Raw genomic sequence first — 11938 nt, 5'->3', positions numbered from 1 at the left:
GCATTGTTGACGAACGGTCAGGCCCCGTCAATCCGTTGGTTTACATGCGTCGAGGGCGGCAGCGATATCCGTGTGCACCAACAGCCGGTCTCGGGCAGGGGCTGAGACGTAACCCTTGTCCTGCACTTCGTCGAGCCAGCGCAGCAGCCCGGTGTAGTGCCCGTCAGGGTCCAGCAGTACCACCGGCTTCTGGTGTAGTCCCAGGTAGCCGGCGGTCCACGTCTCGAAGACCTCCTCGAGTGTGCCGATCCCGCCGGGCAGGGTGATGAAGGCGTCGGACCGGTCCTCCATGATCTGTTTGCGTTCGCGCATGGTGGTGGTGACGATGAGTTCATCGGCGTCGGTATCGGCGACCTCTCGATGCACCAACGTCTTGGGAATGACGCCGATGGTGCGTCCGCCTGCGGCCCGCGCGGCCTGAGCTACCGCCCCCATGGCCGAGACGTTGCCTCCCCCGGACACCAGGGTCCATCCGCGTTCGGCGATAGCAGTACCCAGACGACCGGCCAGGTCCAGCAGTTCGGGATGCCGCGGCCCGGAAGCGCAGTACACACACACCGACCAACTCATGAACGTGCCCCATTCCCATTCGCCGCCGACTTCGCGATGATCTCGATCGCCTCCTCGATGCTGTCGGTCACCGAAAGCAGCGCCAAGTCCTGCTCGCCGATCTTTCCGGCGGGCAGCAGCGTTCCGCGGATCCAGTCGAGCAGCCCCGACCAATACTCGGTGCCCAGCAGGATGATCGGGAAGCGCGTGACCTTGCGGGTCTGCACCAGGGTGAGCGCCTCGAAGAGTTCGTCGAGAGTGCCGAACCCGCCCGGCAGACACACGAACGCCTGCGCGTACTTGACGAACATGGTCTTGCGGACGAAGAAGTAGCGGAAGTTGATGCCCAGGTCCACCCATTCGTTGAGACTCTGTTCGAACGGCAGCTCGATGCCCAGGCCCACCGAGTAGCCGCCCGACTCGCTGGCGCCGCGGTTTGCGGCCTCCATGGCACCCGGTCCGCCCCCGGTGATGACGGCGTATCCAGCCTTTACCAGGGCAACGCCCAACTCGCGGCCGAGCCGGTATTCAGGTGAATCCGGCTTCGTCCTGGCAGAGCCGAAAACCGTGACCGCTTTAGGTGTTTCCGCCAGCGCGTCGAATCCCTCTACGAACTCGCTCTGGATGCGCAGTACCCGCCACTGGTCGGTGTGCGTCCAGCCGCCTGTTTCGTGGCTTTCCAGCAGACGTTGATCGGCGGTGCTCTTCTCACACCGGTCACGGCGCAGCCGAACCGATCCGTGCAGTTGGGTTAGTGGTTGATCTGGCACGCTGCCAGCCTAGGGGCCGCGGGCAACTCACTTCCCGCGGGACAGTTCCCCCAGAAGCGCCAGCGTGCGAGCCTCGTCCTCCGGTCCGCCCAATTCGGTGTGACTGGCGAATACTTCGGTGGCTCCCGCGTCGAAGTATCGCTGCAGTTCCTTGGCCACATGCCGCTCGTCGCCGATGATCGCCAGCTCTCCCGTGTGCTGAACCCCTTCGGCGTCAAGCACTTTCCGATACGACGGGATGCTCTCGTAGAACGCCATGTCTTCGATCGCGAGCGTACGGACCCGTTCCGGATCGGACGTGACCACGACGGCGACGCCGGCGATGACGCGCGGACGCGCACGTCCGGCCCGTTCCGCGGCCCCGTCGATGACGGGCACGATGTCCTGACTGAGCGCCCGTGGTCCTGCGTGCAGCGGAATCGTGCCGTCCGCGAGCTCGCCGGTGGCGCGCAGTGCCTGCGGCGCCATGGCCGCCACCAAGACGGGGATGTTTTCGCCACCGGGTTGCAAGGTCGTGAATTTCGGTGCGACCGTGAGAGTCTCACCATGGAACTCGGCGGTTCCGGTGTCCAGTAGTTGACGGAGCGTAGTGAGGTACTCACGCAGGCGGCGTATCGGTTTGTCCACCTGTAGGCCATAGCTCGGACCCTCGATCACCGGCGCACCAAGTCCCAGCCCCAGCTGGAATCTCCCGTGGGTTGCGGCCTGCGCGGTCTGTGCGGCCGCCGATACCTCGATGGGATGGCGCGGATTGATGGGGATGACCGACACCCCCACGGTGCGGAGTTTGTCCGGGGGTATCGCTTGTCCTAACAACGCGGCCATGGTGATCGCGTCGTAGTGATACATCTGCCCGAGCCATAACGTGCCGACCCCGGCGTCGGTGACGCGACGCCCGTGGGCGATGAAGGCGTCGACCAGGTTGGTATCGCTCTGCACGCTGAGAGGTCGACCGATCGCCACGCCAAGTTTCACCTCTCGGCCAACCCCGCGCGTTCAGGCCGCTATTCCCGTCGGCTCGCGCCAGCGCGAATGCCAGGACCTCATCATGCGAGCTTTCCGATAAAATGTTGCCTTGTGTTGATTAGCCGCCATCTCACCGGAGTGATGTCGGTAAATGGCGGGCAGCGCATCACCCGCCACTGGCACGAAGTGCATCAAATTGTGTATCCCGCCTCCGGCGTCATCGCGGTGACGACGGACGACGGCACCTGGATCGCACCCCCGAACCGCGCACTCTGGATACCGGCCGGTGCCGGTCACGAACATCGCTTCTACGGCCCCACCGAGTTTCACTCCGTGGCTTTCGATCCCGAAAAGTACGTGGTGGCGCTGACCACCCCGACCGTCATTGCGGTGTCCCCGCTGCTGCGTGAGCTGATCATGACCTGCTCTGTTCCCGGTGACTTACCCGACGATGAGGTCACGCGGTTGCATGTCGTTCTCATCGACCAACTGCGGCGCAGCCCGGAGCAGGCGCTGAAGTTGCCCACCCCGCGTGATCAGCGGTTGGCCGATGCGTGTGCGCTGGTGGAGGACGACCTGACACAGGTATGGACGGTGACGGAGCTGGGGCGGCGGGTGGGCGCCAGTGAGCGCACGCTGACCAGACTGTTCCGCACCGACATGGGCATGACGTATCCGCAGTGGCGCACCCAGATCCGACTCCATCACGCGTTACGGCTGCTCGCGGAGGATCGGCCCGTCACCTATGTGGCGCATCAATGTGGTTGGGCCACACCGAGCGCATTCATCGACGTGTACCGGCGCACCCTCGGTCAGACGCCGGGAACCTACGCCGCACCCGTCACGCGCTGAGGTAGCGCCGGAGCACCTCGGCGACATCGGTGATCTGCTGTACCGGAACGTGTTCGCCGCGGGTGTGCGCCAGGTTCGGGTCACCCGGCCCGTAGTTGACCGCGGCGATCCCGCGCGCCGCGAACCGGGAGACATCGGTCCAACCGTATTTGGCCCGTACCACTCCCCCTGCCGCGCCGACCAATTCGGCGGCTGCGGGACGGTCCAGGCCCGGCAGTGCCCCGGCGGCAGAGTCGGTGAGTTCGATCTCGACCTCCAGCCCGTCGAACACCTCGCGCACATGCGCGAGCGCCTGCCCGGGGCTGCGGTCGGGGGCGAATCGAAAATTGACGGTGACCGCTGCGGCATCGGGGATGACGTTCCCGGCCACCCCCCCATCGATCCGCACAGCGGACAGCCCTTCCCGGTACTTGCACCCGTCGATGTCGACGATGCGTGCCCGATATGCGGCCAGTCTGTCCAGAACTGCACCGAGCTTGTGGATAGCGTTGTCCCCCAGCCAGGATCGCGCAGAATGCGCGCGGGTGCCGTCGGCGCGGATCACGACACGCAAGGTGCCCTGACACCCTGCTTCGATCAGACCGGCGGTGGGCTCACCGAGGATGGCGAGGTCGGCGTCAAGCCATTCGGGCAGTTCACGCTCGATGCGGCCCAGCCCGTTGGCCGAGGACTCGATCTCCTCGCAGTCGTAGAACACCAGTGTCAGATCGACGCGGGGTGTCACGGTGGCGGCCAGATGCAGGAAGACTGCATCACCGGACTTCATGTCCACGGTGCCGCAGCCAAACAGAATGTCGCCGCCTTCTCCCTGTTCCCAGTGGCTGGGTACGTTGTCGGCGGCGGGCACGGTGTCCAGATGTCCGGCCAACATCACCCGGGTCTTGTGGCCGTAATGGGTGCGGGCCAGCACGGCGTTGCCATTGCGGATGATCTCGAATCCCGTGGTCTGTTCCCGCAGCGCAACCTCGACAGCATCCGCGATAGCCGCCTCGCGCCGGGACTCGCTGGGTATGTCCACCAGGGCAGCAGTCAGGGCCACAGGGTCACCAGCGAGTTCAAGCGCCATCGATTCAGGCTAGCGTGTACGGCGTGAGCGGAGCAGTAGCACTTGGCCTGGCGACCATCGCGGCGGACGGATCGGTACTGGATACCTGGTTCCCGGCGCCCGAGTTGACCGATGCACCCGGCACCCCGGGTACCGAGCGGATCTCCGCAGCGGACGCGCCTGCCGAGCTGTCGGCACTGGCCGGGTCCGACCCCGAGCGTGGTGTGGAGAAGGTGTTGGTGCGCACCACCATTGCCTCGCTCGCCGATAAGCCCGCCGACGCCTACGACGCTTACCTGCGCCTGCACCTGTTGTCGCACCGGCTGGTCCAGCCCCACGGTGCCAGCACGGACGGACTCTTCGGCGTGCTCACCAACGTGGTGTGGACCAATTACGGCCCGTGCGCCGTGGAGGGGTTCGAGACGGTACGCGCCAAGCTGCGCGCCCATGGCACCGTGACGGTGTTCGGCATCGACAAGTTCCCCCGCATGGTCGACTATGTGGTACCCACCGGCGTGCGTATCGCCGACGCCGACCGGGTGCGTCTGGGCGCACACCTGGCCCCCGGTACCACCGTCATGCATGAGGGCTTTGTGAACTTCAACGCCGGCACCCTGGGCGCTTCCATGGTGGAGGGCCGCATCTCGGCCGGTGTCGTCGTGGGCGATGGCTCCGATATCGGTGGCGGCGCGTCGATCATGGGCACGCTGTCCGGCGGCGGCAGCCAGGTGATCTCGGTGGGCCAGCGCTCACTGCTGGGTGCCAACTCGGGTGTGGGCATCAGCCTGGGCGATGACTGCATCGTCGAGGCCGGGCTGTATGTCACGGCGGGCACCAAGGTCACCACGCCCGATGGCAAGACCATCAAGGCACTGGAGCTATCGGGCGCCAACAATCTGCTGTTCCGGCGCAATTCACAGACCGGTGCGGTTGAGGTGGTGTCGCGCGACGGCGGCGCGTTCGAGCTCAACGCCGCCTTGCACGCCAACTAGTTCTGGCGCCAGGCATACAGATCGCGCAGTAGCGCGATCTCCGCACCGTGGTGCAGCAGCTCGCGATTGATGTGTAAGACGAGCGTCGCGAAGGACCGGTGACCCCATGGCCCCTCGGCCGGGCCGCATGGGGCCAGGAGTCCTGCCTCATCCTTGCTCATGATGCCCTCGAGCCACGCCGCGTAAAAACCGTCGAGTCGCTTCAGGGCATCGGCAGCCGTGACCGGGTAGTCGTAGGTCATGTAGTCGATGGGCGGGCCGGCCCAATTCTCAGGGAAATGGCTGGCGACGCGTGCGCCCAGCACACCCACGAGGATGTGGCCGAGCCGCCAGGCAATAGTGGTCACCGGCGCCGGATCCGGTGGAGGGGCGGCGAATTCGATGACAAAATCGCCGGAACCTCCTAGCAGAGGCGCTTTCGAGGCGCTGCGAGGACGCAGGCTCCAGCAGCCGCGCACCGGCTCCCAGAAATACTCGTCGTCATTCAGGCCGTCCAGCCGCGGGCGCAGCTGGGTTGTCCAGTGCAATTCGATCTGGTCTACGAGTTCCTCGGTCCAGTTCATATGATCAGCTCCCTCTTGAGGACCTTGCCCATCGCATTGCGGGGCAATCCGTCCACGAGCCGCACCTCACGCGGGCGTTTGTGAACGGACAGCTGCTGCGCCACATACGCGATGACGTCATCCTCCACCACGTCACCGACAACGTAGGCGACGATGCGTTGCCCCAGGTCGTCGTCGGGAACCCCCACCACCGCGACGTCCACAATCCCGGGATGCCCCAGCAGCACGGTTTCGATTTCTCCTGCACCTATGCGGTAGCCACCCGACTTGATCAGGTCGACCGATTCGCGTCCGACGATGCGGTGCATTCCGGCCGGGTCGACGACGGCGACATCACCGGTGCGATACCACCCGTCCTCGGTGAGCACCTCGGCCGTCTTCTCCGGCAGATTCAGATATCCGCTGAACAGCGTCGGTCCCTGAACCTGTAGCTGGCCAACGGTTTCCCCGTCGTGTGGGGCCGCGGAGCCGTCCTCGTTCAGCAGACGAGTCCGCACACCGGTCAACGGGTGACCGACCCACCCGGCGCGGCGTTCTCCGTCGGCGCGTGTGGACAGCGTGATGACGGTTTCGGTGGCGCCGTAGCGCTCGATGGGGGCATGGCCGGTGAGCCGGCGCAGCCCATCGAAGACCGGCACCGGCAGTGGCGCGCTCCCCGACACCAATAGTCGCGCCGAAGACAGTGCACGCGCACAGGATTCGTCGGCAACCACCCGTGACCACACCGTCGGCACACCGAAATACATTGTGCCTGGTGTAGCAGCGTAGGCCTCGGGTGTCGGTTTGACGGTGTGCACAAACCGATTTCCCACCCGCAGTGATCCGAGCAGGCCGAGCACCAGCCCGTGTACGTGAAACAAGGGAAGTCCATGCACCAGAACATCATCGGAAGTCCACGCCCACGCATCCGCCAGACCGTCGAGGCTAGCGGCCAACGCACGCCGGCTCAGTTGCACCCCTTTGGGCGCGCCGGTGGTCCCCGAGGTGTACACGATGAACGCCGTCGACTCCGGTCGCGGTTCGGAGTACTGATGCCATGATCGTGCGTGTCGCCGCACCGGCACGTGCGGTAGCCCATCCGACTCGTCCGGTGATTCACCCAGCCACGCGATCGCCCCGCTGTCGGTGAGGATGTGTCGGCGTTCCGCCATCCCGACGTCTGCCGGTACCGGCACTATCGGGACCCCTGCGATAAGCCCGGCGATCACCGCCAGGACCGTGTCGATACTCGGGCGAGCGAGCACCGCGAGGGGACCCGAAGCGCCGCCAACGCGTTCGGCTGCTGCCGTCGCGGCGCCCATCAGGTCGCCGCGACCCCAGCCGTCTTCGCCGATACGAACCGCGTCCGCGAGATCGGGTGACTTGGGGTGAAGGGACGTCAGCAGCATGAAGCCAGCCTAAAGCTAGCCTCCGGAAACCAGTGCGCGCAGGAAGAAGGTCATGTTGGCGGGCCGCTCGGCAATGCGCCGCACGAAGTACCCGTACCACTCCTCGCCAAAGGGCACGTACACGCGCACGTGGTGTCCCTCGCCGGCGAGACGGCGCTGTTCGGCATCGCGAATCCCATAGAGCATCTGGTACTCGTAATCGCCCGGACCTCTGCCCGTCTCGCGAGCCATCAGACTCGCGGCATCGACGATGGCGGGATCGTGTGAGGCCACCATGGGGTACCCGTCCCCCTCCATCAACACGCGTAGACAGCGCAAGTAGGCGACATCGACGTCCTCGGGGTCTCGGTACGCGACCGACTCGGGCTCGTCGTAGGCCCCCTTACACAACCGAATGCGCGAGCCTTTACCTGACAGGTCGGCGCAGTCTGTGTACGTGCGTTTCAGGTAAGCCTGGAGCACGGTACCCAGCCACGGGAAGTCGGCGCGCAGCTCGCGCACGATGCTCAGGGTCGAATCCGTCGTGGTGTGGTCCTCGGCATCGACGGTAACCCACACCCCGGCCTGATCGGCCTTGGCACACAAGAGCTGTGCGTTCTCCAGGGCTATCTGTTCCCCATCGCGCGGTAGAGCCTGCCCCAACGCGGAGAGTTTCAGCGAGATTTCCAGCGGGCGCACGCCGGTGTGCACGGTGTCGCTGCGCCGTGCCAACGCGTCCAGCAGTGACAGATAGGCCGACACGGTACGGGTCGCTTGTCCGATATCGGTGGTGTCCTCACCGAGGTAATCAATCGAGATGGACCGCCCGGAATCGAGCAGCGCGGTACTGGCCATGAGCACATCGTCCTGAGATTCACCCGGCACGAAACGACGCACCACCTGCCGCGTCAACGGCATCCGTTCGGCGGCGTGTCGCAGCCGTACCGACCTACTGGCCGCCAAGATGGCGGGCCTGGCCGTTTTGCCGAACCATTCAGCCATCCTCACGCTCCCCGGCATCCATGTGCGGGTATCGATAATCTGTTGGCGCGTCGAATGTTTCCTTGATGGATCGCGGCAACAGCCAGCGCTGCAGATTCAGCGGCGACCCGGCTTTGTCGTTGGTGCCCGACGCCCGGCCACCTCCGAAGGGCTGTTGGCCGACGACGGCACCGGTGGGCTTGTCGTTGATGTAGAAGTTTCCGGCCGCGAATCGAAGCCGGTCACTGGCCGCCTGAACGGCCTGACGGTCATCGGCGATGACGGCACCGGTAAGCGCGTAACGGGAGCCGGTGTCCACCACGTCGAGGATGCGCTCATAGTCGCTGTCGGGATAGACATGTACCGCCAAGATCGGGCCGAAGTACTCGGTGGAGAATGCCTCGTCGGTTGGATCGTCCGAGAGCAGCACGGTGGGCCGGACGAAATATCCTTCGCTGTCGTCGTATTCGCCTCCCGCCGCGATCGTCACCCCGGCGCTCTTGGCACGATCGATGGCGGCCGCGTTGCGCTTGAACGACTTCTCGTCGATGACGGCACCACCGAAGTTGGAGAGGTCTGTGACGTCCCCGTACGTCAGCCCGGACGCCGCATCAAGGAACTCATCGCCCATCTGCTCCCACACCGATCGGGCCACGAAAGCGCGGGAGGCCGCGGAACACTTCTGCCCCTGGTAGTCGAAGGCACCACGAATAAGCGCGGTACGCAACACGTCCGGACGTGCCGAGCTGTGCGCGACGACGAAATCCTTGCCGCCGGTCTCACCGACAAGCCGAGGGTACGTGTTGTACCTGTCGATGTTGGTGCCCACTTCACGCCACAGATGCTGAAATGTCCGGGTGGAACCGGTGAAATGGATGCCCGCCAGACGTGGATCGGCAAGCGCCACATCGGATACCGCAATCCCGTCTCCGTTGAGCAGGTTGATGACCCCGGCCGGTAGTCCAGCAGCCTCAAGTAGCTCCAGGGTGAAATGTGCGGCGAAGGCCTGAGTGATGGATGGCTTCCACACCACGGTGTTTCCCAAAAGCGCTGGGGCCGTGGGTAGGTTTCCCGCAATCGCGGTGAAGTTGAAGGGCGTGATGGCGTAGACAAAGCCCTCCAGTGGGCGGTACTCCATCCGATTCCACGCGCCGCCGCCGCTGCTGGGCTGCTCGGCCAGGATATGTCGCGCGAACTGCACGTTGAACCGCCAGAAGTCGGCCAGCTCGCAGGCCGCATCGATCTCGGCCTGGTAGGCGGTCTTCGACTGCCCGAGCATGGTCGCGGCGTTGAGGGTGGCTCGCCACGACCCCGACAACAGATCGGCGGCACGCAAGAAGACCGCCGCCCTGTCATCGAAAGACAGTGCTGCCCAATCATTTTTGGCAGTGATAGCTGCCTCCACCGCATCGCTGGCCTCGGCATGACCCGCGTTGGTGACGGTCCCCAGCACGGCGCGGTGGTTATGCGGCTGCACCACATCGATGCGTTCACCGTCACTCATTCGGCGAGCGCCGCCGATAACGTGCGGCAGGTCGATGGGCGTCGCGGCGAGGTTGGTCAGTGCCGTGGTCAACCGGTCGCGTTCGGGAGTGTTCGGGGCGTACGTGAGCACCGGCTCGTTGATGGGAGCCGGCACGGTGGTGATGGCGTCCATGCATCCAGCATCGCCCTGATCCCTCGTGGGTGTCGAGGAATCTGGAGATTGCGCAACGAAACCTCAGGTAACGCCGAATTCCGGCGGGACGTTACGTGTGGTAGGCCGAGTCTTCGACGCTCAGTGCGACTAGTCGATAAGCCGCGCGACAGCGGCGTCGATGCGCTCATCGGTGGCGGTGAGGGCCACCCGCACATGTTCCTTGCCACGCGGTCCGTAGAACCGTCCGGGTGCCACCAGAATCCCGCGCTGCGCCAGATATGCCAGCGCGTCATCACAGGAGCCACCCCGGGTGGCCCAGAGGTACAGGCCCGCCTCGGAGTGGTCGATTCGGAATCCATTGCCGGTCAAAGCCTTCGAGAGCCTGCCGCGGCGACTCTCATAGCGTGCGCGCTGGTCGCGCTGATGATCATCCTCGCTCAGCGCGGCGGTCATCGCCGCCTGCACCGGCCCCGGCACCATCATCCCCGCATGCTTGCGCACCGCGAGCAGCTCACCGACCACGGATGCGTCACCCAGCACGAACCCGGCCCGATATCCCGCCAGCGACGACGTCTTGGACAGCGAGTGCACGGCCAACAACCCGGCGGTATCGCCATCGCAGACCCGAGGATCAAGCACCGACACCGGCTCCGCGTCCCACCCCAGGCCCAGGTAGCACTCATCGGAAACCACGAGGGCGCCGCGCTCGCGCGCCCACTCGACGACCTTGCGCAGATGCTCGACCGGGAGTACCGCGCCCGTCGGATTGCTGGGCGAATTGAGGTAGATCACGGAAGGGCGCTGCGGCCCCAACTGTGTCAGCGAGTCCGCCCGGACCGTCGGTACACCGGCCAGCCGTGCGCCCACTTCATAGGTGGGGTATGCCAATTCGGGGATGACGATCAGATCATCGGCGCCCAACCCCAGCAGGGTCGGCAGCCACGCGATGAGCTCCTTGGTGCCGATGACCGGCAACACGGCATTGTCGGCAGGCGCAACGATGCCGTAGCGCCGCGACACCGCGTCGCGGATTGCCTGCCGCAATGCGGGTGTGCCGGCGGTCGCCGGATATCCCGGAAGGTCGCTGCCCGCGGCGAGCGCATCGCGAATCAGCGGTGCCACGCTGTCCACAGGGGTACCGACCGAAAGGTCAACGATTCCTTCGGGGTGCGCCGCAGCCGTCGCCTTGGCATCGGCGATGGTGTCCCACGGAAACTCCGGCAGCCGAGACGACACAGCCGACATGCGCAGTCGCGACTCAGACGGCGAACTCAGTGTCCTTCACCCATGGGCGGAAGCTCCTTGACCGACGGCGGGTCGTACTCGGTCTTGCCGACCTTCGCGGCACCGCCGGGCGAGCCCAGGTCCACGAAGAAGTCGGCGTTGCCCTGGATGTAACCGGTCCACTGATCCGGCACATCGTCCTCATAGAAGATGGCCTCCACGGGGCATACCGGCTCGCAAGCACCGCAGTCCACACATTCGTCGGGGTGGATGTAGAGCATGCGCCCACCCTCATAGATGCAGTCGACGGGGCATTCTTCGATACATGCCTTGTCCATAACGTCGACGCACGGTTCCGCGATCGTGTAGGTCACGAAGCTCTCCTCGATGTCCAGTTCCTGCGTTGCCGCCAGTATTCCGGTCCCCAGACGCGCCTTTTGACACAGGCTGTCCTAACTCGCCGGGGCAATCTAGCCGTTTCCGTCGGTAACAGTTATTTTAGCTTAGGTTTAACGCGACTTGGCGTCTAGCAGGCGCGCTCAGCCCCTGGGCGCAAGTTGGGCAACCAGCGGTACATCACGATCGATCTTCCCGGTCCTGCGCGCGCTGACCCGCGAATCGAGCCCGTCGAAGAAGTCGGCGTTCGCCCGCACGTAGCCGCTCCATTCCTCGGGCACATCGTCCTCGTAGAAAATCGCCTCCACCGGGCAAACCGGTTCGCATGCAGTGCAATCCGTGCACTCATCCGGATGGATGTACATCGTGCGAGCACCCTCATAGATGCAATCGACCGGGCACTCCTCGACACACGCCTTGTCCATCACGTCAACACACGGTTCGGCGATCACATACGTCACGGGAAACCCCCTGGTGCACTCCGGCCAATTACACGTTTCTACCAGTTACAGTTACTTGTAGCAACATGTAACTGGACGCGCTATGCAGACTGTTGCACTGCAACAAGTTGCATAGGGGTCCCGTTTCGTGTCA

The 11938-nt window shown here is 64.9% G+C and carries 13 protein-coding genes; 2 read left to right on the top strand and 11 right to left on the bottom strand.

Annotated elements, in window-relative coordinates:
* Positions 1 to 27: 27 nt before the first annotated feature.
* The 3 genes from DSM43276_RS06020 to DSM43276_RS06010 are packed head-to-tail and all read right to left on the bottom strand — an operon-like array spanning position 28 to position 2294.
* The gene (locus tag DSM43276_RS06020; protein ID WP_078329539.1) at positions 28 to 570 is read right to left on the bottom strand and encodes an LOG family protein; all 543 of its coding nucleotides are present in this window, start codon (positions 568 to 570) and stop codon (positions 28 to 30) included.
* The gene (locus DSM43276_RS06015) at positions 567 to 1319 is read right to left on the bottom strand and encodes an LOG family protein (protein ID WP_078329538.1); all 753 of its coding nucleotides are present in this window, start codon (positions 1317 to 1319) and stop codon (positions 567 to 569) included. The genes DSM43276_RS06020 and DSM43276_RS06015 overlap by 4 nt, the downstream gene beginning before the upstream one ends.
* 27 nt (positions 1320 to 1346) lie before the next feature.
* Entirely contained in the window at positions 1347 to 2294 is a 948-nt protein-coding gene (locus DSM43276_RS06010; RefSeq protein ID WP_078329537.1) for a TIGR03564 family F420-dependent LLM class oxidoreductase, read from the bottom strand.
* A 102-nt stretch (positions 2295 to 2396) separates the two neighbouring features.
* Between DSM43276_RS06010 and DSM43276_RS06005 the strand changes: the two genes are divergently transcribed.
* Positions 2397 to 3137: an AraC family transcriptional regulator gene (locus DSM43276_RS06005; protein ID WP_078329536.1), complete on the top strand. Its 741-nt coding sequence runs from the start codon at positions 2397 to 2399 to the stop codon at positions 3135 to 3137.
* Here the strand turns inward: DSM43276_RS06005 and dapE are convergent.
* Positions 3127 to 4203 carry a succinyl-diaminopimelate desuccinylase gene (gene dapE, locus DSM43276_RS06000; RefSeq protein WP_078329535.1) on the bottom strand — a complete coding sequence of 359 codons (1077 nt, stop codon included), beginning with the start codon at positions 4201 to 4203 and terminating at the stop codon, positions 3127 to 3129. The genes DSM43276_RS06005 and dapE overlap by 11 nt on opposite strands.
* Positions 4204 to 4226: 23 nt before the next feature.
* Here dapE and dapD point away from each other — a divergent pair, with 23 nt between their 5' ends.
* A complete protein-coding gene (gene dapD / locus DSM43276_RS05995) occupies positions 4227 to 5174 on the top strand; it encodes a 2,3,4,5-tetrahydropyridine-2,6-dicarboxylate N-succinyltransferase (RefSeq protein WP_078329555.1) in 948 nt (315 codons plus the stop codon).
* Here the strand turns inward: dapD and DSM43276_RS05990 are convergent.
* From DSM43276_RS05990 to fdxA (DSM43276_RS05960), 7 genes are all read right to left on the bottom strand, one after another.
* On the bottom strand, positions 5171 to 5737 hold the full coding sequence (locus DSM43276_RS05990) for a DinB family protein (protein ID WP_078329534.1): 567 nt from the start codon (positions 5735 to 5737) through the stop codon (positions 5171 to 5173). The two genes, dapD and DSM43276_RS05990, sit on opposite strands and share 4 nt — an antisense overlap.
* A complete protein-coding gene (locus tag DSM43276_RS05985) occupies positions 5734 to 7125 on the bottom strand; it encodes an acyl-CoA synthetase (protein WP_078329533.1) in 1392 nt (463 codons plus the stop codon). Before DSM43276_RS05985 ends, DSM43276_RS05990 begins: the two co-directional genes overlap by 4 nt.
* Before the next feature lie 15 nt (positions 7126 to 7140).
* Entirely contained in the window at positions 7141 to 8106 is a 966-nt protein-coding gene (locus DSM43276_RS05980; protein ID WP_078329532.1) for a proline dehydrogenase family protein, read from the bottom strand.
* Positions 8099 to 9742 (bottom strand): L-glutamate gamma-semialdehyde dehydrogenase, encoded by a 1644-nt coding sequence (gene pruA, locus DSM43276_RS05975; protein ID WP_078329531.1) that lies wholly within the window; start codon positions 9740 to 9742, stop codon positions 8099 to 8101. The genes DSM43276_RS05980 and pruA overlap by 8 nt, the downstream gene beginning before the upstream one ends.
* Positions 9743 to 9871: 129 nt before the next feature.
* Positions 9872 to 10960, bottom strand: a complete 1089-nt coding sequence (dapC, locus tag DSM43276_RS05970; protein WP_078329554.1) for a succinyldiaminopimelate transaminase — start codon at positions 10958 to 10960, stop codon at positions 9872 to 9874.
* Positions 10961 to 10995: 35 nt separating this feature from the next.
* Positions 10996 to 11322 carry a ferredoxin gene (gene fdxA / locus DSM43276_RS05965; RefSeq protein WP_078289378.1) on the bottom strand — a complete coding sequence of 109 codons (327 nt, stop codon included), beginning with the start codon at positions 11320 to 11322 and terminating at the stop codon, positions 10996 to 10998.
* Between the two features lie 165 nt (positions 11323 to 11487).
* Complete coding sequence (gene fdxA / locus DSM43276_RS05960) at positions 11488 to 11805, bottom strand: ferredoxin (protein ID WP_078329530.1); 318 nt, start codon at positions 11803 to 11805, stop codon at positions 11488 to 11490.
* Between the last annotated feature and the right edge of the window lie 133 nt (positions 11806 to 11938).

Origin of the sequence: Mycobacteroides salmoniphilum, from assembly GCF_004924335.1 — a bacterium.
GTDB classification, from domain to species: Bacteria; Actinomycetota; Actinomycetes; order Mycobacteriales; family Mycobacteriaceae; genus Mycobacterium; species Mycobacterium salmoniphilum.
The sequence above is the reverse complement of the archived record's forward strand: the minus strand, read 5'-3'. Positions and strand labels throughout refer to the sequence as shown.

Excerpts from the sequence above, each read along its gene's own strand:
- DSM43276_RS06020 (WP_078329539.1), bottom strand. The coding sequence starts at position 570 with ATGAGTTGGTCGGTGTGTGTGTACTGCGCTTCCGGGCCGCGGCATCCC.
- dapE (WP_078329535.1), bottom strand. The coding sequence starts at position 4,203 with ATGGCGCTTGAACTCGCTGGTGACCCTGTGGCCCTGACTGCTGCCCTG.
- DSM43276_RS05990 (WP_078329534.1), bottom strand. The coding sequence starts at position 5,737 with ATGAACTGGACCGAGGAACTCGTAGACCAGATCGAATTGCACTGGACA.
- DSM43276_RS05985 (WP_078329533.1), bottom strand. The coding sequence starts at position 7,125 with ATGCTGCTGACGTCCCTTCACCCCAAGTCACCCGATCTCGCGGACGCG.
- DSM43276_RS05980 (WP_078329532.1), bottom strand. The coding sequence starts at position 8,106 with ATGGCTGAATGGTTCGGCAAAACGGCCAGGCCCGCCATCTTGGCGGCC.
- pruA (WP_078329531.1), bottom strand. The coding sequence starts at position 9,742 with ATGGACGCCATCACCACCGTGCCGGCTCCCATCAACGAGCCGGTGCTC.